Origin of the sequence: Flavobacterium enshiense (assembly GCF_022836875.1) — a bacterium.
Taxonomy (GTDB): Bacteria; Bacteroidota; Bacteroidia; order Flavobacteriales; family Flavobacteriaceae; genus Flavobacterium; species Flavobacterium enshiense_A.
In genome coordinates this window covers 389,832-411,854 of record NZ_CP090376.1, presented here as the reverse complement: position 1 = coordinate 411,854, position 22,023 = coordinate 389,832, and the positions used below count along the sequence as shown (strand labels likewise).

26 protein-coding genes and 1 riboswitch are annotated in these 22,023 nt (G+C 40.6%); of the genes, 5 read left to right on the top strand and 21 right to left on the bottom strand.

From position 1 onward, the window contains the following. Positions 1-23 precede the first annotated feature (23 nt). Complete coding sequence (locus LZF87_RS01865; protein ID WP_244340718.1) at positions 24-446, bottom strand: hypothetical protein; 423 nt, start codon at positions 444-446, stop codon at positions 24-26. Positions 447-611: 165 nt separating this feature from the next. Here LZF87_RS01865 and greA point away from each other — a divergent pair, with 165 nt between their 5' ends. Next, a complete protein-coding gene (greA, locus tag LZF87_RS01860) occupies positions 612-1,088 on the top strand; it encodes a transcription elongation factor GreA (protein WP_023573284.1) in 477 nt (158 codons plus the stop codon). 31 nt (positions 1,089-1,119) lie between these two features. Continuing rightward, complete coding sequence (locus LZF87_RS01855; protein WP_244340716.1) at positions 1,120-1,509, top strand: HIT family protein; 390 nt, start codon at positions 1,120-1,122, stop codon at positions 1,507-1,509. Between the two features lie 50 nt (positions 1,510-1,559). Here LZF87_RS01855 and LZF87_RS01850 read toward each other — a convergent pair whose 3' ends face one another. Further along, entirely contained in the window at positions 1,560-2,714 is a 1,155-nt protein-coding gene (locus tag LZF87_RS01850; protein ID WP_244340714.1) for a sensor histidine kinase, read from the bottom strand. Positions 2,715-2,875: 161 nt separating this feature from the next. Here LZF87_RS01850 and LZF87_RS01845 point away from each other — a divergent pair, with 161 nt between their 5' ends. From LZF87_RS01845 to aat, 3 genes are all read left to right on the top strand, one after another. Further along, a complete protein-coding gene (locus LZF87_RS01845) occupies positions 2,876-3,751 on the top strand; it encodes a flavin reductase family protein (protein WP_244340712.1) in 876 nt (291 codons plus the stop codon). Between the two features lie 12 nt (positions 3,752-3,763). Next, the gene (locus LZF87_RS01840; RefSeq protein WP_244340710.1) at positions 3,764-4,144 is read left to right on the top strand and encodes a DUF3127 domain-containing protein; all 381 of its coding nucleotides are present in this window, start codon (positions 3,764-3,766) and stop codon (positions 4,142-4,144) included. A gap of 96 nt (positions 4,145-4,240) precedes the next feature. Continuing rightward, positions 4,241-4,885: a leucyl/phenylalanyl-tRNA--protein transferase gene (aat, locus tag LZF87_RS01835; protein WP_244343690.1), complete on the top strand. Its 645-nt coding sequence runs from the start codon at positions 4,241-4,243 to the stop codon at positions 4,883-4,885. 3 nt (positions 4,886-4,888) lie between these two features. Here aat and LZF87_RS01830 read toward each other — a convergent pair whose 3' ends face one another. The 19 genes from LZF87_RS01830 to polA form a co-directional block, all read right to left on the bottom strand. Further along, on the bottom strand, positions 4,889-5,110 hold the full coding sequence (locus LZF87_RS01830; RefSeq protein ID WP_244340708.1) for a VF530 family DNA-binding protein: 222 nt from the start codon (positions 5,108-5,110) through the stop codon (positions 4,889-4,891). 11 nt (positions 5,111-5,121) lie between these two features. Beyond that, positions 5,122-5,880: a YoaK family protein gene (locus LZF87_RS01825; RefSeq protein WP_244340706.1), complete on the bottom strand. Its 759-nt coding sequence runs from the start codon at positions 5,878-5,880 to the stop codon at positions 5,122-5,124. A gap of 45 nt (positions 5,881-5,925) precedes the next feature. Beyond that, positions 5,926-6,636, bottom strand: coding sequence for a HesA/MoeB/ThiF family protein (locus LZF87_RS01820; protein WP_244340704.1), 711 nt, complete (start codon positions 6,634-6,636; stop codon positions 5,926-5,928). 47 nt (positions 6,637-6,683) lie between these two features. Beyond that, positions 6,684-7,799 carry a 2-iminoacetate synthase ThiH gene (gene thiH / locus LZF87_RS01815; RefSeq protein WP_244340702.1) on the bottom strand — a complete coding sequence of 372 codons (1,116 nt, stop codon included), beginning with the start codon at positions 7,797-7,799 and terminating at the stop codon, positions 6,684-6,686. 1 nt (position 7,800) lies between these two features. After that, positions 7,801-8,571 (bottom strand): thiazole synthase, encoded by a 771-nt coding sequence (locus LZF87_RS01810; RefSeq protein ID WP_272494292.1) that lies wholly within the window; start codon positions 8,569-8,571, stop codon positions 7,801-7,803. Beyond that, positions 8,558-9,181 carry a thiamine phosphate synthase gene (locus tag LZF87_RS01805; protein WP_244340700.1) on the bottom strand — a complete coding sequence of 208 codons (624 nt, stop codon included), beginning with the start codon at positions 9,179-9,181 and terminating at the stop codon, positions 8,558-8,560. Before LZF87_RS01805 ends, LZF87_RS01810 begins: the two co-directional genes overlap by 14 nt. Continuing rightward, entirely contained in the window at positions 9,174-9,929 is a 756-nt protein-coding gene (locus LZF87_RS01800) for a hydroxymethylpyrimidine/phosphomethylpyrimidine kinase (RefSeq protein WP_244340697.1), read from the bottom strand. Before LZF87_RS01800 ends, LZF87_RS01805 begins: the two co-directional genes overlap by 8 nt. Next, complete coding sequence (locus LZF87_RS01795; protein WP_244340695.1) at positions 9,902-10,486, bottom strand: thiamine phosphate synthase; 585 nt, start codon at positions 10,484-10,486, stop codon at positions 9,902-9,904. Before LZF87_RS01795 ends, LZF87_RS01800 begins: the two co-directional genes overlap by 28 nt. Positions 10,487-10,615: 129 nt before the next feature. Then, a complete protein-coding gene (thiC, locus tag LZF87_RS01790; protein WP_244340693.1) occupies positions 10,616-12,439 on the bottom strand; it encodes a phosphomethylpyrimidine synthase ThiC in 1,824 nt (607 codons plus the stop codon). 219 nt (positions 12,440-12,658) lie between these two features. After that, a complete protein-coding gene (gene thiS, locus LZF87_RS01785) occupies positions 12,659-12,865 on the bottom strand; it encodes a sulfur carrier protein ThiS (protein WP_244340691.1) in 207 nt (68 codons plus the stop codon). A gap of 67 nt (positions 12,866-12,932) precedes the next feature. Beyond that, positions 12,933-13,029, bottom strand: a riboswitch (TPP riboswitch). 84 nt (positions 13,030-13,113) lie between these two features. After that, positions 13,114-13,677 (bottom strand): DNA-3-methyladenine glycosylase I, encoded by a 564-nt coding sequence (locus tag LZF87_RS01780; protein WP_244340689.1) that lies wholly within the window; start codon positions 13,675-13,677, stop codon positions 13,114-13,116. Between the two features lie 116 nt (positions 13,678-13,793). Continuing rightward, a complete protein-coding gene (locus LZF87_RS01775; RefSeq protein ID WP_244340687.1) occupies positions 13,794-14,042 on the bottom strand; it encodes a hypothetical protein in 249 nt (82 codons plus the stop codon). A 137-nt stretch (positions 14,043-14,179) separates the two neighbouring features. After that, positions 14,180-14,848 (bottom strand): queuosine precursor transporter, encoded by a 669-nt coding sequence (locus tag LZF87_RS01770; protein WP_244340686.1) that lies wholly within the window; start codon positions 14,846-14,848, stop codon positions 14,180-14,182. A 92-nt stretch (positions 14,849-14,940) separates the two neighbouring features. Next, positions 14,941-15,762 carry a translation elongation factor Ts gene (gene tsf / locus LZF87_RS01765; protein ID WP_244340684.1) on the bottom strand — a complete coding sequence of 274 codons (822 nt, stop codon included), beginning with the start codon at positions 15,760-15,762 and terminating at the stop codon, positions 14,941-14,943. A gap of 139 nt (positions 15,763-15,901) precedes the next feature. After that, on the bottom strand, positions 15,902-16,666 hold the full coding sequence (gene rpsB, locus LZF87_RS01760; RefSeq protein WP_244343867.1) for a 30S ribosomal protein S2: 765 nt from the start codon (positions 16,664-16,666) through the stop codon (positions 15,902-15,904). Between the two features lie 138 nt (positions 16,667-16,804). Beyond that, positions 16,805-17,191: a 30S ribosomal protein S9 gene (rpsI, locus tag LZF87_RS01755; RefSeq protein WP_035630211.1), complete on the bottom strand. Its 387-nt coding sequence runs from the start codon at positions 17,189-17,191 to the stop codon at positions 16,805-16,807. Beyond that, a complete protein-coding gene (rplM, locus tag LZF87_RS01750) occupies positions 17,191-17,646 on the bottom strand; it encodes a 50S ribosomal protein L13 (RefSeq protein WP_244340682.1) in 456 nt (151 codons plus the stop codon). The genes rpsI and rplM overlap by 1 nt, the downstream gene beginning before the upstream one ends. Positions 17,647-17,794: 148 nt before the next feature. Further along, positions 17,795-19,105 carry a serine hydrolase domain-containing protein gene (locus LZF87_RS01745; RefSeq protein ID WP_244340680.1) on the bottom strand — a complete coding sequence of 437 codons (1,311 nt, stop codon included), beginning with the start codon at positions 19,103-19,105 and terminating at the stop codon, positions 17,795-17,797. A gap of 73 nt (positions 19,106-19,178) precedes the next feature. Continuing rightward, positions 19,179-22,016: a DNA polymerase I gene (polA, locus tag LZF87_RS01740; RefSeq protein WP_244343864.1), complete on the bottom strand. Its 2,838-nt coding sequence runs from the start codon at positions 22,014-22,016 to the stop codon at positions 19,179-19,181. Positions 22,017-22,023 lie beyond the last annotated feature (7 nt).

Sequence of the window (22,023 nt, the reverse complement as noted above, 5' to 3'; positions counted from 1 at the left end):
CAGGCTGTTCCTGTCAGGATTTTTTAATTGTAAACATGAATAACGTTGTTGCTAAACGAAGTTCGATATTGTTTCATAGGATATTGCGCGTCATCAGCCAGGCCGAGAAATAGGTTGTATTTTTTCTGATCGCATGAACAAACTGCGTTGGTTCCCTCTATGGTCATTGTGGAACAACTGCTTAATGACTGATTCGGGCAAGCTGCATCGAATGCATTGTATACGCTTCCTGCATTGAAAACAATAATGCCTCTGACACCGTTTCCAGGGATATAAACTCCGTTGCCTGGAACCAGGAGTTGGCTATTAGCCGGGAGGTTCATGTTGACCTGAAGGTTTACGGTATAATTTGGCAGGTACGGATTGTTGTTGTTAGGACCGTCGTCTTTTTGGCAGCCAATGAATGTAATGACAGTTAACAGTATAAGGGAAAAGTAGCGTTTCATTTATTAAATAATTTAAGAAAACAATTGATAAACAAATTTAAATTAATTAACTTTGACAAATGCAGTAATGCAGCAATAAAATTTGAAATAAAGTAAAAACAATATCTTTGTGGAAAGAAATCCCGTTCCGATGGGATTTTTTCTATTTATATAAACGATGAAGTTATGAGTACAGTATCTTATTACACGGCAGAAGGATTAAAAAAATTAAAAGATGAATTAGACCATCTTAAAAGTATAGAAAGACCAAAAGCATCTCAAGCTATTGCAGAAGCAAGAGATAAAGGTGATTTGTCTGAAAATGCAGAATACGATGCAGCAAAAGAAGCGCAGGGATTGTTGGAAATGAAGATTTCGAAAATGGAAGAAGTGGTTTCCAACGCGCGACTGATTGATGAATCACAATTGGATGTTTCAAAAGTATTGGTGCTTTCCACGGTTAAGATTAAAAATCAGACCAACGGAATGGAACTGAAATATACTTTGGTTGCTGAAAGCGAAGCCGATTTAAAAACCGGAAAAATCTCTGTAACCTCTCCAATCGGAAAAGGATTGTTGGGGAAATCAGTTGGGGAAATCGCTGAAATCAATGTGCCAAACGGCGTGTTGAAGTTTGAGGTTTTAGAAATCACCCGCGATTAATTCAGTATTCTCACTATTTAAATCAGGCATTATGGCTTCTATTTTTACAAAGATCATCAATGGAGAGATTCCTTGTTACAAAGTAGCGGAGGATGATAATTTTATTGCGTTTCTGGATGTGAATCCAAATGCAAAAGGGCATACGCTTTGTGTTCCGAAACAGGAAATTGATAAGATTTTCGATATGGAAGAAGATCATTATCTGGCTTTGATGAAGTTTTCCCGTAAAGTGGCCAAAGCTTTGGAAAAGACCGTGGCGTGTAAACGTATCGGGGTTTCTGTAATCGGACTGGAAGTGCCACACGTTCACGTGCATTTAATTCCGTTGAACGAAATGGGTGAGATGACTTTCAAACAAAAGGTGAGTCTTACTCAGGAACAGTTTGAAATTCTGGCTAAAGATATTCAGGCTAATCTATAGGTTGAACAGAAGAAGCATAAAAAAAGCGAAATCATTTGATTTCGCTTTTTTTATGCTTCTTCTTTATTAAAGGTTATCTGCATGGTGGTTCCTTTGCCTATTTCGGAAGAAGCGACTTTAATCAATCCGTTATGATACTCTTCAACGATTCTTTTGGTTAACGACAGTCCAAGGCCCCATCCTCGTTTTTTGGTAGTGAATCCGGGTTCGAAAACGCTTTTAAATTGGTTTTTTGGGATTCCGCTTCCGGTGTCTGTAATTTTAATTTTTATAAAGCGCCCCATATCTTCAATGGCAACCGTCAGTTTTCCTCTTCCCTTCATTGCATCAATAGCATTTTTAACCAGGTTTTCTATAGTCCAGCTGTGCAAAACAGGGTTTAGTCTGATGTAAATCGGGTATTGGGGCGCCGTAAAAGAGAATTCGACCTGTTTCGATGTTCGTGATTTTAGATATTCGAAGGATTGTTCGGTTTCCTGAACAAGGTCGCGGCGTTCCAAAACAGGTTCTGAGCCTATTTTTGAGAATCTGTCCGTAATGGTCTGCAGTCGGTTAACGTCCTTTTCGATTTCAGATACTGTGGTTTCGTCCACATTGTCTGCTTTCATGATTTCGAGCCAGCCGATTAATGATGATAGCGGGGTTCCAATCTGATGCGCCGTTTCTTTTGCCATACCGGCCCAAAGACGGTTTTGTGTTGCCATTTTGCTGGCACGGTAAAAGTTGAAAATCATTCCACTGAAAAAGAGTCCAACAAGTACTAGGGCCATCGGGTAGTATTTTAATTTTGTGATCAGCGATGAGTTCCCGTAATACAGTAAATGTTTTTTGCCGGCATAGTCAATTGCAATTGGCGGGTTTTCCGATTTCAGACGGTTCAGAAAGGCAATTGATTTGGCTTTGTCCTTTGTAATCTCATCCTCCACGTTGATCATATTCACAATACTGTCCCTTTCGTTGATCTGGATGATGGGAATGGTTTTGTTATTGCTTATAATCTGCAGCGGTAAATCCAGCTCGGTGTTTTCATCGGCATTGTTCAGTGTTTTTGAGGCTGCCGCCCAAAGTTCCATTTTCAGACGTTCTTCGCTTTTAAACGTTTGAAAGAAAGTATAGGTATTCCAGAGTATCAGCACTAAAAAATTGAAAGAAGCGAGAATGATGATCCAGCGTACTAAATTGCGTCTGTCTGAAGAAAAGTTCATACTTTGTTTGGGATGCCTGGGTTATAGAATAGCTAAGTTACTAAGTTTATCGGTACAGGCAAAGTTTATTTTCAAACGATAAATTTTCCTACATTTGTTTTGAGTTAAAATTGAGGGAAGTTTCAAGTCAAAAAAGTATCTTTGACAAAATTTTTCAGATTATGATTAGCGTTGATCCGAAGGAATTGGCTCCGACGAAATTACAGGCATACCTTCAGGGTGCCGTTGGACCAAGACCGATAGCTTTTGCAAGTACGTTGGATAAAAACGGAAACCCGAACTTATCGCCGTTCAGTTTCTTTAATGTGTTCAGTTCCAATCCCCCAATATTGATTTTTTCACCTGCCCGACGTGTGCGTGACAATACGATTAAGCATACCTTGATCAATGCAGAAGCTACCCGTGAAGTGGTTATTAATGTGGTGAATCATGATATCGTGCAGCAAGCCTCTTTATCGAGTACGGAATATGGTGATGGCGTTAATGAATTCGAAAAGGCCGGGTTGACTATGGTGCCTTCCGATATTGTAAAACCATACCGTGTAGGAGAAAGCCCGGTACAGTTTGAATGTAAGGTAAATGAAATCGTTTCACTAGGTGATCAGGGTGGAGCAGGAAACTTGGTTATTTGCGAAGTAGTGAAAATCCATATCAACGAAGAAGTGCTGGATGCTAACGGAGCGATAGATCAGCACAAAATCGATTTGGTGGCCCGTATGGGTGGAAACTGGTATACCCGCGCCAATATGGGATTGTTCGAAGTAGAAAAACCGCTGACAACTTTAGGTGTAGGCGTAGACGTAGTGCCGGATTTCGTAAAAGGAAGTCCTGTTTTCGACGGCAATGATTTAGGAAAATTAGGGAACATTGAAGCTGTGCCAACTGAAGAAGAAATTGCTATATTTGTAAAAGAGGATTTCGGAATCAAAGCAGTTTTAAGCTCAGACGATGAGGAGAAGAAGTTCCAAATGGCCAAGGAATATTTAGATAAAAACGAAGTGCTAACCGCATGGAAAGTACTTTTAGCAAAACAATAATTAATACAGAAGATGGAAGTTACAGGTAAAGTAAAAGTGATCAATGCAGCACAACAGGTAAGTGCTTCATTTAGAAAAAGAGAAATGGTAGTTACTACGGACGAGCAGTATCCACAACACATTATGATTGAGTTCACTCAGGACAAATGTGATTTATTGGATAGCTACAGAGTAGGTGAGGCCGTTAAAGTTTCCATTAATTTAAGAGGAAGAGAATGGGTAAATCCGCAAGGAGAAACTAAATATTTCAACTCAATCCAAGGATGGAGAGTAGAAAGATTGCAAGCTGAAGCTCCGGCAGGTGCACCACAAATGCCACCAATGCCCGCAAGCGAAGCGTTCGAACCGGTATCGAATTTCAAAGAAGAAGAGCACGACGATTTGCCTTTCTAATTGAGAAATAAGAATTGAAAGAGAAGTCAGAAATTTGAGTAACTTTAAATTTCTGACTTTTTTGTTTTTGTAAAGATTTTATTTGTGCCGCAAAGAATACACTTTTTAGACAAGGAACTTTGGTTCCCGCCCGTTTCCGAAACACATCCGTCCGGTATCATTGCCGTGGGTGGCGATTTGTCTGTGGAGCGGCTTTTGTTGGCCTATAATAGCGGGATATTCCCTTGGTTTGAAGATGGTGAACCCATTACATGGTGGGCTCCCGAAGACCGCATGGTACTGTTTCCGGATGATTTCAAAACTTCCAAAAGCATGCGGAACATCCTCAACCGCAATATTTTTAAGGTAACCTTTAATATGGATTTCAGAGCGGTGATTTCCAATTGCCAAACCGCCAAGCGCGAAGGACAAAACGGAACCTGGATTACCGACGACATGATTGAAGCCTATTGTAAATTGCACGAACTAGGTCGCGCCAAATCCGTTGAGGTATGGCAAAATGATGAACTCGTAGGAGGTTTGTACGGCATCGATTTAGGTCATGTTTTCTGCGGAGAAAGTATGTTTTCCAAAGTGTCCAATGCCAGTAAAGTAGCTTTTGTATCACTGGTAAATTACCTCAAAGAGAATCACTATCTCTTACTCGATTGCCAGGTGTACAACGAGCATTTGGAAAGTTTAGGCTGCGGAGAAATAGACCGGGACGACTTTATGCAGATTCTGAATTACCGTCCTAAGTAAATCTTACTCTTTTTTCATTTTTGGCAACGTTCGGATATACAATTCTTCCACTTTTGTTCTGGCCCAATCGGTTTTTCTCAAAAACGTCAGACTCGATTTTACCGATGGGTTTTCCCTAAAACATTTGATATTAATCAGTTCACCTAATGTGTCAAATCCATAGAAATTTACTAAGTCTTCAACTATGGTTTTTAGGGTTATTCCGTGTAGTGGGTCTTTGCTCATTCGTTTTTTCTTTAATCCGTTTCGGATCTTTGAGTGTTTGTTTTTCGTTTGAATTTTCTTCGTGCGAAAATATAATATAATATCAGATTATCCATGGTTAAGGTGATGGTGAGCAGTATGGCTGCAATGAGCAGTGCTCGGGTGCCAATCTGGTAAAACAATACAGCACCTGTAATGCAGCCTGCAAAAAAGAATACTACAATAGAAAGTTTCAGGAAAATATTTTTTTTCAGGTTGACCGTATTCGGATGGTTTCTGTAGAAAAAATACTGAGAGGTTTCGATTCCCAAATCGGTAAAGAGTCCGGTCAGGTGTGTGGTGCGAACCGTAGACTGCGATATCTTGGTTACCAAAGCATTCTGTAACCCCATGGAGAATAAAAGAAGATAGGCGATTTGGGTGGCATTTCCATTATCCGTAAAATTCCAATAGCTCCAGAAACTTGCCAGAACGAGCACGGTTATTTCCAATAGCATGGGAGTAGTGTGAATGTACTTCTTTTTGTTGATTACGGCTATTTCAATAAAAAAATTCGAAATGAAAGCCCCTAAAAAGAAAAAGCAAATGTAAAGGAGGTAAGGAATGGCTTTAATATATTGTCCGATAATTAATTCTTCGGCAAAATAGGCAAAATGTCCGGTTACGTTAGTGGTTAATGTGCTAATAGCCAAAACACCTACGCTGTTCACTATTCCGGCAACCAATGAGAGATTGGAAGCCAATCGTAAGTTGTGCCGGAATGTTCTGTTCTTGCCTCGGTGTCTAAACATTGATAAAAGAAGATTTTGATAAATTCTGTCAATGTATAAATATAGTTAAAATTTCATCTTGTTGTAACTCCAGCTCAATGCGTTAAAGAGCACAAGCTCATTTTCCAGCGTTGGTAAATCCATAATCAACTTTAAGGTTTCGTGTGCCATCATGGTTCCGATAATTCCCGGTAACGTTCCCAAAACACCATTCAGACTGCAATTGGGCACATCTTCCGGATTAGGCGGCTCGGGAAATAAATCCCTCAGGTTTTTGGAACCTTTATGGTTGAAAACGGCGATTTGTCCTTCGAATTTCAGGATGCTTCCGTAAATCAGGGGTTTGTTTAGTTTGACGCAGGTATCGTTTACAAGATAACGTGTTGAGAAATTATCACAACCATCGACAATCACATCAAAGTCTGAAAGCAATTGATCTGCGTTTTCAATCGTAAGTTTTTTATCAAAAGCCTGTACTTTAATATGGGGATTCAACGTTTCTAAAACCGTTTTGGCAGTAACGGCTTTGGAATTATTGATATTGTTTTCGGTGTATAAAATCTGACGGTGAAGGTTGTGCAGTTCCACTTTGTCAAAATCGACAAGGCCTATGGTGCCAACTCCGGAAGCCGCCAGATATTGTAATGCCGGACAGCCTAAACCGCCAGCACCAATAACCAATACTTTAGCTTCTTTGAGTTTCAATTGTCCTGCTTCGCCAACTTCCGGAAGGAGCATGGGTTTGCTATAGCGTAAGTAATCGTGTATGTTAATCATAATTTAATTTTAAGGGAAAAGGTGAAAAGGGATAAGTAAAAAGGTGTTTAGGTGGTGTAGGCTTTATCCCAGTCTTTCCAGACCGGTTCATAACCTTTGCTCGTAATTATGGAAGCAATTTCTTTGGCAGAACGGTCGTCGCTCGTTTCAAATTGTTCCAGAGATTCCACATCCACGGCATAACCGCCCGGATTCGTCTTGGAGCCTGCGCTCATCGAAGTCACGCCAATCGGAATTACATTGTTTCTGAATTTTTCGTTTTCCCTCGTGGAAATAGATATTTCCAGATCTTCGTTCCACAGTCGGTACGCACATATCAGTTGGAGCAAATCACTGTCTTCCATGATAAAGTTTGGCTCGATGATTCCTTCGGCCGGACGCAATCGCGGAAAGGAAACGGAGTATTTACTCTGCCAATACGTTTTCTGAAGATAGTCAAGGTGCAAAGCATTGAAAAAGCTGTCGGTGCGCCAATCTTCCAATCCAAGCAGAACGCCCAACCCAATTTTGTGGATGCCTGATCTACCAACCCGATCTGGTGTTTCCAAACGGAAATCGAAGTTGGATTTTTTCCCTTTTGGGTGATATTCTTTGTAAACTTCCCGATGGTAGGTTTCCTGATACACTAAAACTGTATGAACACCGGCTTCATGCAACTGAAGATATTCCTCTTCCAATAATGGCTGAACTTCAATCGATATGGAAGAAAATTGCTTTTTGATTTGCGCTACGGCTTTTAGAAAATAATTGATGTTTACGGTGTAATTCGCTTCTCCGGTAACCAAGAGCACATGATCGAACCCGGCCTTTTTCAGTTCGGCTATTTCGATTTCTATTTCTCTTTCCGTCAGCGTTTTTCGTTTGATTTTGTTATCCAAACTGAAACCGCAATAAGTGCAAATGTTCTGGCATTCGTTGCTCAGGTACATGGGAGCGTACATCTGTATGGTTTTTCCGAAACGCTTTTTGGTTAAGACATGACTTTGCTGTGCCATTTCCTCGAGAAAAGGTTTTGCTGCCGGGGAAATTAGAACCAGGAAATCATCGAGTGTCCTTTTGTTTTTGGACAATGCCGTTTCAACCTCCTTGGATGTGGTTTGATTGATTTTGGTTTGTACCGAATCCCAGCTGTAAGTTTCAAAAGCAGATTTAAAAGTATTCATGCTATTCATATAAAAATGCAGTCAACGGACTCGAAGCTATTGCTTTGTTCATTGTTTGTGCCAATTGGGCTTCGTAGGCTTTTCTTCCCGCAATAACGGCTTCCTTAAAAGCTTCTGCCATAAGTTTCGGATTTCCGGCTACGGCAATAGCGGTATTAACCAAAACAGCATCGGCACCCATTTCCATGGCTCGTGTGGCATGAGATGGTGCTCCAATTCCAGCGTCGACAATAACCGGAACTTTGCTTTGCTCGATGATGATTTCCAGAAAGTCTTCGGTTTTTAAACCTTTGTTGCTTCCTATAGGCGAGCCTAAAGGCATAACGGCGGCTGTTCCGGCATCTTCCAATCGTTTGCACAGTACAGGGTCCGCATGAACGTAAGGAAGGATGATGAAACCCAGTTTAGCTAATTCTTCAGTCGCTTTGAGGGTTTCAATCGGGTCAGGCAGTAAATATTTCGGATCTGGGTGGATTTCAAGTTTCAGCCAGTTCGTTTCCAATGCTTCTCTAGCCAACTGGGCCGCAAAAATGGCTTCTTTCGCATTACGTGCTCCTGATGTGTTTGGTAACAGATTGATGTGATGGTGATTGATATGTGACAATATCGCATCGGTTTCTGTTTCCAAATCAATGCGTTTTAAGGCTACGGTCACCAATTCACTTTCAGAGGCCAGGATTGCTTCTTCCATTTGCTGGTTAGAACCAAATTTTCCTGTTCCCAAAAACAATCGTGATGTAAAAGTTTTGTCGGCTATGTTAAATATTGACATAAAGTTTTTCATTGAGTTGTGTTAATAATTGAGGATTTTCGGTGATCAGACCTGAGATGGCAATGCCGTGTATTCCGGTTTCCATTAGTGACTCAGTGTCCTCTAACCGAATTCCGCCGATGGCATAAACAGGGATGTCCAGGTTTTGGACTTTCATCTGGGCGACAATGTTCTGATAACCCCGCAATCCTAAAATCGGACTGAGATTGTCTTTTGTAGTTGTAAATCGGAAAGGGCCTAATCCGATATAGTCGCAATTTTCTTTAATGCGTTGCAAAACATCTTCTATTGTGTTTGCGGTACCACCAATAATTTTATGGTTACCTAATATGTTTCGGGCGTCTTCTATTTTCATGTCATTCAATCCTAGATGAACGCCGTCGGCATTGATGTGAACTGCCAAGTCAACATTGTCATTAATGATGAAAGTAGCCAGGTATTCTTCGCAAAGTGTTTTTATGGCTTCCGCCAAAGTGAAAAGTTCCTGTGGATTTCTGTTTTTGAACCGCAACTGAATCCAATCGGATCCGTTATCCAAAGCCTGATGAATGTTGTACAGTTGTTCTTTGGTCGTTTTCCCTTGAGAGATATATTGTAGTTTGCTAAACATGGTGATATCCTAATAAAGTTGTGTTTGAGGTTAGGTATTTTTCTATATAATTTTTGGCTTTCATCGATGATAAAATAAAATCATGCCCTAAAGCGAGATTTGCCGTAATAGCAGAGGATAAGACACAACCGGAACCGTGTTTTTCGGAAGTAATGACCTTGGTGCTGACCAATTTTGCACATTCTTCGTCCATGAAGAGATAGTCTACCCCTTTTTGCTTGGGATGATGTCCTCCTTTGAGTAAAACGGAACAATATGTTGAAAGCTCCTGAGCAATTTCCTTTGCCGAATTTTTCGAATCGGAAAGTTTCAGTATTTCATTGTAGTTCGGTGTAATCAAATCGATTTTCTTTAAAATTTTCTGCAGTTCCGCTTTGTTTTCTACGGTTGTGAATTCAAATTCGGTGGTCGATTTCAAGACGGTATCCCAAATGATTTTTGTTCGGGGAGAATGTTTTTTTATAAGGGAAACAATTTTTTTTAAATATTCCAATGAAGGAATAATTCCTATTTTCACGGCTTTTATATCATAAGTCCTAAATATTTTTTTTATTGAATCCAATACAAAATCCAAATCGGTCCATTGTATCATATAGAATTGATTTTCCGTTTGGATGGTATTTCCAGTTGTAATGGCCAGACCGTAAACCCGATGTTGTTCGAATGTCTTAATGTCCGACAAAATACCGGCACCACCTGATGGGTCAAGTCCGGCAATAGTTAAAACGAAAGGACGATTTGCTGACATTTTTTAAAATTTTCAATAGGGTTAATGTTAAGCCAGATGCTTCCCAATAGTGCAACATCATCGAAACCGTGTTCAAGTGTTTTTTGAATGTTTTCTGATGAGATCCCACCCAAAGCAATGATTTTAGTTTTTAAATTGTTGCGTTGTTTTATTGCTTCGAGATGATTGTTACCGGAAATGTAATCTGATTTTGAAATGCTGGAGAAAACCGGACTCAAAAAAGCATAATTCCAATCGCCTTCAAGTGCGTTGAAGGCTTCTATTGAGTGAACAGATGCTGATTTTATCCATTTTGATTCTGAAAATAGTTTGGCTTTACTTCGGTTACTTTCCGTGAAATGTAGTCGGTTGACGCCAAAAGTGTCTGCCAAATGATGGTCACTGTGTAAAACCAATCGGTTTCGAAATTCCAATCCGATTTCCGATAGAAACGACTTCATTTCCGCTTCTGAAAAATCGGGCTTACGCACATGCAATAATGGCAAGCCTTCCGCAAAAAGCGAATGGATAATGCTGATTTCGTTTTCAATGTTAGTCGGATTGGTAATTATGATCATGTTTTTGTTTTAGGGATAAGTTTGAAGAGATAAGGGATAAGTGAAAAGTGTCTGATTTGAAGAAAATCATGTTTTTTTATTAATTCCATGTCTTTTCCCTTGTCCCTTTTCCCTTATTACTTTTAACTCTTACAAATAAATTTCTTTTCCGCTTTCCACAAATTCTTCCGATTTGGCTTTCATGCCTTTGTCGGCCTCGGCTACATCACGGATTTCCTGTGAGATTTTCATCGAGCAGAATTTCGGTCCGCACATCGAGCAGAAATGTGCCACTTTAGCACCATCAGCGGGAAGGGTTTCGTCGTGAAATTCCCTTGCCGTATCCGGATCCAAAGCCAAATTGAACTGATCCTCCCAGCGGAATTCAAAACGCGCTTTGCTCAATGCGTTGTCGCGGTATTGTGCTCCCGGATGTCCTTTGGCCAAGTCCGCAGCGTGGGCAGCAATTTTATAGGTGATAACCCCGTCTTTAACATCTTTTTTGTTTGGTAGGCCAAGATGTTCTTTTGGTGTTACGTAACATAGCATCGCGCAACCGTACCAACCAATCATGGCCGCACCGATTGCAGAGGTGATGTGGTCATAACCTGGGGCGATATCGGTAGTTAACGGACCTAATGTATAGAAAGGCGCTTCCGAGCAATGTTCTAATTGTTTGTCCATGTTTTCCTTAATCATGTGCATCGGTACGTGACCAGGCCCTTCAATGAATACTTGTACATCATGTTTCCATGCGATTTTGGTCAGCTCTCCTAAAGTCTCGAGTTCGGCAAATTGGGCTGCATCGTTAGCATCTGCTATGGAGCCGGGGCGTAATCCGTCACCTAAGGAGAAAGCAACATCGTATTGCTTCATGATTTCGCAGATTTCTTCGAAATGTGTATACAGGAAGTTTTCCTTGTGGTGGAACAAACACCATTTGGCCATTATGGAGCCACCACGGGAAACGATTCCGGTTACACGGTTGGCGGTTAGATGGATGTAACGCAATAAAACTCCGGCGTGAATGGTAAAATAGGAAACCCCTTGTTCTGCCTGTTCGATTAAGGTATCACGGAAAATTTCCCAGGTTAAATCCTCGGCTACACCTTTTACTTTTTCCAATGCCTGGTAAATTGGCACGGTTCCGATGGGTACTGGAGAATTTCGGATAATCCATTCGCGTGTTTCGTGGATGTTCTTTCCTGTAGATAAGTCCATGATGGTGTCGGCGCCCCAACGGCACGCCCATACCGCTTTTTCCACTTCCTCTTCAATTGATGAGGTTACAGCGCTGTTTCCGATGTTGGCGTTTATTTTCACCAGGAAATTACGGCCTACAATCATCGGTTCGCTTTCCGGGTGGTTGATGTTGTTCGGGATGATGGCGCGGCCGGCAGCGATTTCACTGCGCACGAATTCAGGAGTGATTTTATTTTTAGGCGTGTTTGCCCCGAAGTTGTGACCGGCGTGTTGACATTTCATGGCTTTTTGTGCTGTTTCCAGCTGTTCGATGCGTTGGTTTTCGCGGATGGCTATGTATTCCATTTCGGGCGTGATGATGCCTTGTTTGGCATAATACAATTGCGTAACATTCTCCCCTTTTTTGGCACGCATCGGTTTGTGTAAATATTCGAAACGCAGATGGTTCAGTTTTTCATCATTCAGGCGTTGTTTTCCGTAATCGGAGGAAATCTCGGTTAGTTCTTCCACGTCGTTTCGGTCGAGAATCCATTGTTCACGGATTCTTGGCAAGCCTTTTCGAACATCGATTTCGATATTTGGGTCGGTGTATGGGCCCGAAGTATCATAAACGGTTACCGGAGGGTTTTTTTCGGTGTTTCCATTGGTGAGTTTGGTGTCGGAAAGTCTGATTTCTCGCATGGCGACTTTAATCGGGTGGATTTTCCCGTCGATGTAGACTTTTGAGGAATTTGGGAAAGGTTGTCTGGATATTTTTTCTTCTGAGTTCATGTTTTGAATTGCTTTTTTGGTTTTTGTGAGAGTCGTTTTTTAATGTGCGGATTCTGCCAGGGATGGGAGTGGAAAGCCCGTAAAGGGAAAAACTGTTAAAAACAAGTACGTGAAAGGGGCGACCAGCGGAAGCCACTTGCAGGGCTATGTTTTTTTAGTTTTTGACTGCGGACTTGCAACTTTCCGATAGCTATCGGGAAGCCCGGCTGCGCAGCCATTTTATCCGCCTTGTGTTGCTGTAATGATTAAAATATCGTCGGTTTCGGAAAGGGTAGTGGTCTCCCAGTGGATTTTAGGGATAACATTGTTGTTCACGGCAAGCGCGATTCCGTTTTGTTTGTTCGGAAATTCAAGGTCAAGCAAAGCTTGTACCGAAAGACTTTCGCTTTCGAATTGTTTGTATTGGTTGTTGATTTTTAGTTCCATTCCTGTTGGGTTTAGTATATCAAAATACTTTAGGAATGGCTGCAATGCGTGCTTAAAAGCACTCGAATGAAGTCATCTTACTTTTCCCTACGCTGGTATTAACCAGATCAGGTTCAGAGGGTAAAATCTCAGCCTGCGTTTTGCAGACACCCCTAAAGTGAGACAAATGTAGTAAAAATTATGAATTGCGAATTACGAATCGCTAAATTGTTTAGTGGTTGTAATTGTCAACTGAGACTGCAAACTGCCTACTGTTTTCTCGTCCAGCAGTCTTCCACGTGATCATTGACCATTCCTGTGGCCTGCATATGTGCGTAAACTACGGTTGAACCTACGAATTTAAAACCACGTTTTTTCAGGTCTTTACTCAAAGTATCGGAGATTTCGGAAGTGGCGGGAACTTCTTTTATGGTTTTGGGTTTATTGTCCTGAGGCTTGTGGTTTACAAAGCCCCAAATGTAGTTGGAAAACGTGCCGAATTCTTTTTGGACTTCCATAAAAGCGACTGCATTGGTCACAGCGGCTTTGATTTTTAATCCGTTGCGGATGATGCCGGCGTTTTGTTTTAGTGATTCGATTTTGGCTTCGGAATAATTGGCAACTTTCTTGTAATCGAAGTGGTCAAAAGCGTTTCGGAAGTTCTCCCTTTTTGCCAAAACGGTGTACCAGCTCAGCCCGGCCTGAAAGGTTTCCAGAATCAGGAACTCGAATATTTTCTGATCGTCATAAACGGGAACGCCCCATTCGGTGTCGTGGTAGTTGCGATACAAATCGTCTTTTTCGCACCAGGCGCAGCGGTTTTTAAGATTCATTTTCTTTCCCTTTGAATCAAATATATGGTAAAATTCTTTTCAATAGACGGTGAGTATTTAATAAATAAAAAGGGCGATTAGCAAGATTAATCGCTCTTTTTATTTTTTTTAGTAGACTATTCGGGGTCTTGCACTATTATGCATGCACAGGGGTAGCCAGGTATTTTCTCATAATCGCCATGGGCTTGGTGAGTTGGCCATCCTTTTTTACTAATTGTTATTTCGTTAACTTTAGTTTGATTTGCATGTGGATAGTGGCAAATAGTCATTTTGTCTTCCTGGTCGTTTTGTTTTATGTTTGTGGTAAATGCAAATGCAATCAGCACAGCTCCCACTGCTCCCAATAGTAATACATACTTTTTCATATTTTGTAAATTTAATAGTTAATATGTTAAATTTAATTAATGTGCTGATAATCAATATTGGTATTTTTTTTTTTTTGTTGAAATGAGAGAATTTTGGGTTAAAATGCGCAAGATACTTTGATAAATCTCTATTTGAATTATTGAATGTCAGTTTCGGAATTTGTTTCATTCAAATATCTGTCAATAACGTAGTGGCCCAGATAGATTAGAGGTGTTAAAACAACGGCGAGGATTAATTTGAAAACGTAGCCAGTAGCCGACATATTCAGGTATTGGGTGGTTGTGATCTTTCCGGTCAGCCAAAAAGCGATTCCGGTCACAATGAAACTGTCAATTAATTGGGAGAATATGGTCGAACCGGTACTTCGCAGCCAAATCATTTTTTTTCCGGTTTTGTTTCTTAAAAACCAAAAGATGCTTACGTCGATTAATTGGGAAACCAAAAAAGCAATGATGCTCGCGACCATAATGAATAAACCTTGCCCAAATACGGCATAGAATTGTTCGTCATTCACGGTTTCTCCGGTTTCAAAGGCTGGGATTTTGGTACCGATAAAGAGGACGAGTATGCAATAGGCAAACAATCCTGCGGTTATAAAAGACAATTTCTTTACGCCATCGCGACCAAAATGTTCATTGATGATATCTGTGGTGATGAAAACAATTGGCCAGGGCAAAATACCGATACTCATTATGAAAGGGCCAATCTGGATGAGTTTTCCGCCGGTTAATTCGGCTACAATGGCATTGGTGATGAAAATGCCGGCCAATATGATGTAGACAATGTCTTTTTTGGTTTTGAACATAAATTGGGTTTAAAACCAAATGTACGTTATTTCGGAGAATAAAAAAACCCCAGTCTTTCGACTGAGGTTTTCGTTATATAAGTTAGGATGGATTATCCTAAAGCTACACGTCTGAAACCTGTAACAGTTAAACCACCATCAACAGTTTTGATGTATGAAGCAACGCTCATAGAACCGTCTTTGATGAAATCCTGGTTTACCAAAGTGTTGTCTTTGTAGAAACGTTGGATTTTTCCTTTAGCGATGTTGTCTAACATAGCTTCTGGTTTTCCCTCAGCACGTAATTGTTCTTTAGCGATTTCGATTTCTTTTTCGATGATAGAAGCATCAACTCCAGCCTCATCTAAAGCGATTGGGTTCATCGCAGCAGCTTGCATAGCTACGTTTTTAGCAGCTTCGTCACCACCATTAACGTTAGCTGATAAAGCAACTAAAGTAGCGATTTTTCCAGCGTGGATGTAAGATCCTACGAAAGCACCTTCTAAACGCTCGAACTGACCTACTTCAATTTTTTCACCGATAACACCAGTTTGCTCGATTAATTTTTCGTTAACTGTGATACCACCGAAATCAGAAGCTAAGAAAGCATCTTTATCAGCGTAGTTTAACGCTTGGTTAGCTAAATCTGTAGCTAATTTTACGAAACCTTCATTTTTACCAACGAAGTCAGTCTCACAGTTCAAAGTGATAACTACACCAGCGGTGTTGTCAGCGTTTACCACAGCGATAGCAGCACCTTCTGTAGATTCTCTGTCAGAACGGTTAGCAGCTACTTTTTGACCTTTTTTACGTAAGTTTTCGATAGCTAAATCGAAATCTCCATCAGCTTCCACTAATGCTTTTTTACAATCCATCATACCAGCTCCGGTGATGGTTCTTAATTTATTTACGTCTGCAGCAGTTATTGTTGCCATAGTTTTATAAAATTTAATTTGTGTTAAAAGTAAAAATTCCAAATCTCAAATCCTTGATTCCAATGTTTTCAAATCATGAACGAAACGTTACAGATTTTGATTGGAGCTTGGAATTTAAAATTTGGAATTAATTTTTTATTTATTCTTCAGTTGAAGTTGTTGCTTCAGTTTGAGCTGCTGCTACTTCTCCAGCTGGTTGCTCTTCTTTGTCAGATTTTCTATCAGAAAGTCCTTCAATGATAGCGCCAGATACTAAAGATAAAACTTTGTCGATTGATTTTGAAGCATCATCGTTTGCTGGGATAACATAGTCAACCTGACGTGGGTCAGAGTTGGTATCTACCATAGCGAAAACTGGAATGTTTAATTTTTGAGCTTCTTTAACAGCGATGTGTTCTGCTTTGATATCTACAACGAATAACGCAGCAGGAAGTCTTGTCATGTCTGCAATAGAACCTAAGTTCTTTTCCAATTTAGCACGTAGACGATCTACTTGTAAACGTTCTTTTTTAGATAAAGTCATGAAAGTACCGTCTTTCTTCATTTTATCGATAGAAGCCATTTTCTTAACAGCTTTACGGATAGTAACGAAGTTAGTCAACATACCACCTGGCCATCTTTCAGTGATGTAAGGCATGTTTGCTGCTGCAGCTTTTTCTGCAACGATATCTTTAGCTTGTTTTTTGGTAGCTACGAAAAGTACTTTTCTACCAGATGCAGCGATTTTTTTCAAAGCTTCGTTAGCTTCTTCGATTTTAGCTGCAGTTTTATATAGATTGATAATGTGAATACCATTACGCTCCATATAGATGTAAGGAGCCATGTTTGGGTCCCATTTTCTAGTCATGTGTCCGAAGTGAACACCTGCTTCTAGTAATTCTTTAACTTCTACTTTGTTTGCCATTTTGTAATAGTTTACGTTCTTGTGTATTAGCAATGATTTAGTAGCGATTGTCTCGGTCTTAACCATTTAGATGCTAAACTAATTCCCACCTCAATGGGAGAGCAACAAAAACTTAGTGTTTTTAAATAATAATAAATATTAACGTTTAGAGAACTGGAATCTCTTACGAGCTTTCTTCTGACCGAATTTCTTACGCTCAACCATACGAGGGTCACGAGTTAGTAAACCTTCTGGTTTTAAGATTGCTCTGTTTTCAGCTTCTACTTCGCACATTGCTCTTGCGATAGCCATACGAACAGCCTCAGCTTGTCCTGTAGTACCACCACCATATACATTAACTTTTACGTCAAAGTTAGATGCGTTCTCAGTCATAGAAAGAGGTTGCATTACTTTGTACTGTAATGTAGCAGTTGGGAAGTAAGTTGCGAAATCTTTTTTGTTTACGGTGATGTTTCCTGATCCTTCAGTAACATAAACACGTGCCACAGCACACTTTCTTCTACCGATTTTGTGAATAACTCCCATTACTTAAGATCGTTTAAGTTTACAGTTTTAGGTTGTTGAGCTTCATGTTTGTGCTCAGAACCTACATATACGTTCAAATTGCGGAATAACTCAGCACCTAATTTGTTTTTAGGTAGCATTCCTTTTACAGCTTTCTCTACTATTACAGCTGGGTTTTTCTGTTGCTGTACTCTAGCAGTTAAAGTTCTTTGACCTCCTGGGTAACCAGTGTGACGCATGTAAATTTTGTCGTCTAATTTGTTACCTGTTAGGTTGATTTTCTCTGCGTTGATAACGATTACGTTGTCTCCACAGTCCACATGCGGTGTATAACTCGGTTTGTATTTACCTCTTAAAAGCATTGCAACTTTAGAAGCAAAACGACCTAAGTTATGACCTTCAGCATCCACAACGATCCACTCTTTCTGAGCACCCGCTTTGTTTACTGATACTGTCTTGTAGCTTAAATTGTCCACGTTTTTTTTATTTTAATTAAACATTCCATCCCCAATAAAGGGAGTGCAAAAGTACAATTATTTATTTATTATACAAACTCACGGGGGATAATTTTATAAGTTGATTGTCAGACGACTAGTTGATTGTTAGGTTTGTATGTGGAAATTGTTACTCTTTGTTAAACTTAATTTCCATGCCTCCCTGCTTTAATACCATTGTTTTTTGGCCGAATGTCATGTTCACGCCGCCCGGATCAAAGACAAATTCCGTTTCGCTAACCGCATTTAAAGGGAAAGCCCCTTGTCCGGTAGCTTGTGCAATGATCTGTCCTTTATCTACTTTAATGTTGATCTTCATGGGGATTTCTTTTGATGAATAAGTTCCTTCATATGATTTAAGGATTTTTTCATCGACTTTCACCGTTTTCAGATTCGGAAATGTATATGGCATTTTGTAATAGATGCTCAGGATACCAATCATGATGTCGTTTCGGTTGTAGTTGTCGCCGTTCACGATTAAGGAAACGCCGAGTTTTTCGGCCGGATAATACCCGACTACCGATTTATAACCTTCGATACCTCCCGTATGACCGAAAAATTTGCGCTCTCCAAAAGGAAATGTCACCAGTCCGATGCCGTAACTTTCTTTTAGTTGTGTCATTTCGTCTACTGATGTTGGTTTCAACAGTTTGCCGTTAAAGATACTGCGTAACAACATGGTCAGGTCGTTAGCTGTTGAGGAAATGGATCCGGCAGCAAACGGTAATGACATGTCCCATTCCGGGACGGCTTGCCATTGTTCTCCTTTATAAGAATAGGACAATGCTTCGTTTCGTTTTGGATCGACTTTGTCTACTATATAGGTGTTTTTTAGCTTTAGCCTGTCGACAATCCTGTTTTTCAAATTGTCTTTATAGGATGTTTTAGTAATGTCTTCCACGATACAGCCTAAAAGGTAATAGTTGGAGTTGCTGTATTCTGCTTTGGAATTAGGTGCGAAAAGTGGTTTATAGGCGGCAATCTTGGTCAACATTTCTTTTTTGCCGATGGATGCAGTCATGTTTGTGGTGCTGTCGGCATTTACATAGTCGACGATTCCGGAACGATGGCGTAATAAATCGTTGATAGTGATTTTATCCGCATTGGGGATTTGTGGGTAAAATTTTGAAAGCGTTTGGTCAAGTTTCAGTCTTTTTTCTTCTACAAGCTGCATGATCATCACTGCTGTGAAGGTTTTGGTGACCGATCCTATCTTGTATTTCGTGTTCTTGTTGGGCTGCTCTTCCTTTTTGGCTGAAGGTAAACCGTATGCTTTTTCAAAAACCACATTATCTCCTTCGCGGATGCTGATTTGTCCTAAAAAGCGGTTGTTATGGTTCAGATAGCTAAGCAGGCTGTCTATTTTTCGGAAACGCGCGTTCTCCTGGGCTGCAATATTCAGTGTGATAAAGAATGAAATTGCCAAAAGGACTTTTTTCATGATTAATGTGTTTATGGTTTTGTAAACTGCATCTACTTCTGTAAACTGTTGCTCAGGGTTGCTACTGCTGCTCTTAATGTGCCTCCAGCCAGTCTCTTCCGGTTCCTAGATCCACTTCGAACGGAACGGCTAATTTGAAAGCGTTTTCCATTTCGTATTTGATCATCGGTTTGATTTTTTCCAATTCGCTGTTGTGAACGTCGAAAACAAGCTCATCGTGTACCTGTAACAACATTTTTGATTTCCAGTTTTCGGAAGTCAGTTTTTTGTGGATATTGATCATCGCAATTTTGATGATATCGGCCGCACTTCCCTGAATTGGCGCGTTTACGGCATTTCGTTCGGCAGCACCACGCACCACTGCGTTTGCTGAATTGATGTCTTTCAGGTAACGGCGACGTCCGGAAACGGTTTGTACATAGCCATGGCTTCTGGCGAATTCAATCTGTTCCTTAATGTATTCGCGCAATCTCGGATAGGTTTTGTAATACGCTTCTATCAAAGCGGCACTTTCACTGCGTGATAAATTCGTCTGATTGCTCAATCCAAAAGCGGAAACCCCGTAAATGATTCCGAAGTTCACAGTTTTGGCATGGCTACGCTGTTCTTTCGTCACTTCTTCCAAAGGCACATGGAACACTTTGGCGGCTGTACTTTTATGAATGTCCTCTCCGTGCTGGAAGGCTTTTATCATGTTTTCTTCACCACTCATGGCGGCAATGACACGCAATTCAATTTGAGAGTAATCGGCAGATAATAGAGTATAGTTTTCGTCTTTAGCTATAAAGGCTTTTCGGATTAGTCGACCTCTTTCGGTACGGATGGGGATGTTCTGCAGATTCGGGTTATTTGAGCTCAAACGACCTGTGGCTGCTACCGTCTGCATGTAATCGGTGTGAACGCGGTTTGTTCCTTCGTCGACCTGTTCCGGTAAGGATATGATGTAAGTGCTTTGCAGTTTTACCATCTGGCGCCATTCGAGAATCTGACGAACGATTTCGTGTTCGTTGGCCAAATAACTCAGTACTTCCTCGCCGGTTGCATATTGTCCGGTTTTGGTTTTCTTTTGTTTAGTGCCTCCGATTTTCATCTTATCGAAAAGTACTTCGCCCAACTGTTTCGGTGAAGCCAGATTGAATTTCTCGCCGGCAGTTTCATAAATTTTCTGCTCCAACTCTTTGATTTCGAAATCCATATCTTTCGACATCGATTTCAGATAATCCACATCCAAACGGATTCCTTCCCGTTCCATCGCGGCTAGGACTTCGATTAACGGAATTTCGATTTCTTCGAACAGTTTTTTGGTGCCAGTACTATCTAGTTTTGGGTCGAAAACTTCTTTCAGTTGTAAGGTGATGTCGGCATCTTCGGCTGCATATTCTTTGATGTCTTCCAAAGGTACATCACGCATCGATTTCTGGTTTTTTCCTTTTTTACCGATTAAGTTTTCAATCGGCATCGGAGAATATTTTAAATAGGTTTCCGATAAAACGTCCATATTGTGACGCATGTCCGGATTAATCAGATAGTGGGCAATCATGGTGTCGAAAAGTTTTCCTTTTACAGGTACGCCATAATTTGCCAGTATTTTAAGGTCGTATTTTATGTTTTGACCGATTTTTTCGATTTCTTCATTTTCAAAAAACGGTACTATTTTTTGCAATAAAGCTTTGGCTTCTTCCTGATTTTGTGGAAACGGAAGGTAGAATGCTTTTCCTTTTTCCCAGGAGAATGACATTCCTACCAATTCGGCATTAAGGGCATCGATTCCGGTAGTTTCGGTGTCGAAACAAACCGATTTCTGCTGTAATAATGTCTGCATGAAAAGTTGAACACCCAAATTGCCCTGAACGATTTCGTAGTGGTGATTGGTGTTTTCAAGCGTATTGTAATAACTATGATGTCCTGCCGGTGCTTCGCTGTCGCCACTGTCAAAAAGCGAAAACTGATCCTCGTTTTTAGCTGTCTTCTTTGCTGCTTTTGGGGCAGTGTCTCCATTTCCATTTATTTCGTCATATTCTTTACCGCCGCCGAAAAGTTTGTCGAATTGGGTTCGCATCTGACGGAATTCCAGTTCGATGAAAAGGGCGTCGGTTTTTTCTACGTCGGGTTTACTTAATTCATAATCGGTTTCGTTAAACGTTACCGGGCAATCGAGTAGGATGGTGGCCAGTTTTTTGGATAAGACTCCCTGTTCTTTGTTGGCTTCGATTTTCGTTTTCAAAGCGCCTTTCAATTTATCTGTATTGGCAAGTAGGTTTTCCATGGAACCAAATTCCGCCAATAATTTCTTCGCAGTTTTTTCTCCCACCCCCGGTAATCCCGGAATGTTGTCAACGGCATCACCCATCATGCCTAAATAATCAATTACCTGTAAAGGGTCTTGTATTTCAAATTTTTCCAATACTTCCGGAACACCCCAAATTTCGATGTCGTTCCCTAAACGTGCAGGGCGGTACATGAAAATATTTTCGGAAACCAATTGCCCGAAATCTTTATCGGGAGTTACCATGAAAACCTGATAACCTTCTTTCTCGGCTTGTTTGGCCAATGTTCCGATCAAATCATCGGCTTCGTATCCAGCTTCTTCAATAATGGGAATATGCATAGCACGAAGGAAATCCTGTATGTAGGGAACAGCTATTTTAATGGCTTCCGGAGTCGCATCACGGTTGGCTTTATATTCGGCAAACATTTCACTGCGTACCACACTGCCTCCTTTGTCGAAAGCCACGGCCAAATGATCCGGTTTTTCACGTCTGATAACATCAAGCAACGAATTCATGAATCCTAGTACAGCCGAAGTATCGACTCCTTTGGAATTGATTCGTGGATTTTTGATGAAAGCGTAATAGCCACGGAAAATTAAGGCGTAAGCATCTAAAAGGAAAAGGCGTTTTTGCGACATGATTGCGTTA

Coding starts and splice junctions, on each gene's coding strand:
- LZF87_RS01865 (WP_244340718.1), bottom strand. CDS start 446: ATGAAACGCTACTTTTCCCTTATACTGTTAACTGTCATTACATTCATT.
- greA (WP_023573284.1), top strand. CDS start 612: ATGAGTACAGTATCTTATTACACGGCAGAAGGATTAAAAAAATTAAAA.
- LZF87_RS01855 (WP_244340716.1), top strand. CDS start 1,120: ATGGCTTCTATTTTTACAAAGATCATCAATGGAGAGATTCCTTGTTAC.
- LZF87_RS01850 (WP_244340714.1), bottom strand. CDS start 2,714: ATGAACTTTTCTTCAGACAGACGCAATTTAGTACGCTGGATCATCATT.
- LZF87_RS01845 (WP_244340712.1), top strand. CDS start 2,876: ATGATTAGCGTTGATCCGAAGGAATTGGCTCCGACGAAATTACAGGCA.
- LZF87_RS01840 (WP_244340710.1), top strand. CDS start 3,764: ATGGAAGTTACAGGTAAAGTAAAAGTGATCAATGCAGCACAACAGGTA.
- LZF87_RS01830 (WP_244340708.1), bottom strand. CDS start 5,110: ATGAGCAAAGACCCACTACACGGAATAACCCTAAAAACCATAGTTGAA.
- LZF87_RS01825 (WP_244340706.1), bottom strand. CDS start 5,880: ATGTTTAGACACCGAGGCAAGAACAGAACATTCCGGCACAACTTACGA.
- LZF87_RS01820 (WP_244340704.1), bottom strand. CDS start 6,636: ATGATTAACATACACGATTACTTACGCTATAGCAAACCCATGCTCCTT.
- thiH (WP_244340702.1), bottom strand. CDS start 7,799: ATGAATACTTTTAAATCTGCTTTTGAAACTTACAGCTGGGATTCGGTA.
- LZF87_RS01810 (WP_272494292.1), bottom strand. CDS start 8,571: ATGTCAATATTTAACATAGCCGACAAAACTTTTACATCACGATTGTTT.
- LZF87_RS01805 (WP_244340700.1), bottom strand. CDS start 9,181: ATGTTTAGCAAACTACAATATATCTCTCAAGGGAAAACGACCAAAGAA.
- LZF87_RS01800 (WP_244340697.1), bottom strand. CDS start 9,929: ATGTCAGCAAATCGTCCTTTCGTTTTAACTATTGCCGGACTTGACCCA.
- LZF87_RS01795 (WP_244340695.1), bottom strand. CDS start 10,486: ATGATCATAATTACCAATCCGACTAACATTGAAAACGAAATCAGCATT.
- thiC (WP_244340693.1), bottom strand. CDS start 12,439: ATGAACTCAGAAGAAAAAATATCCAGACAACCTTTCCCAAATTCCTCA.
- thiS (WP_244340691.1), bottom strand. CDS start 12,865: ATGGAACTAAAAATCAACAACCAATACAAACAATTCGAAAGCGAAAGT.
- LZF87_RS01780 (WP_244340689.1), bottom strand. CDS start 13,677: ATGAATCTTAAAAACCGCTGCGCCTGGTGCGAAAAAGACGATTTGTAT.
- LZF87_RS01775 (WP_244340687.1), bottom strand. CDS start 14,042: ATGAAAAAGTATGTATTACTATTGGGAGCAGTGGGAGCTGTGCTGATT.
- LZF87_RS01770 (WP_244340686.1), bottom strand. CDS start 14,848: ATGTTCAAAACCAAAAAAGACATTGTCTACATCATATTGGCCGGCATT.
- tsf (WP_244340684.1), bottom strand. CDS start 15,762: ATGGCAACAATAACTGCTGCAGACGTAAATAAATTAAGAACCATCACC.
- rpsB (WP_244343867.1), bottom strand. CDS start 16,666: ATGGCAAACAAAGTAGAAGTTAAAGAATTACTAGAAGCAGGTGTTCAC.
- rpsI (WP_035630211.1), bottom strand. CDS start 17,191: ATGGGAGTTATTCACAAAATCGGTAGAAGAAAGTGTGCTGTGGCACGT.
- LZF87_RS01745 (WP_244340680.1), bottom strand. CDS start 19,105: ATGAAAAAAGTCCTTTTGGCAATTTCATTCTTTATCACACTGAATATT.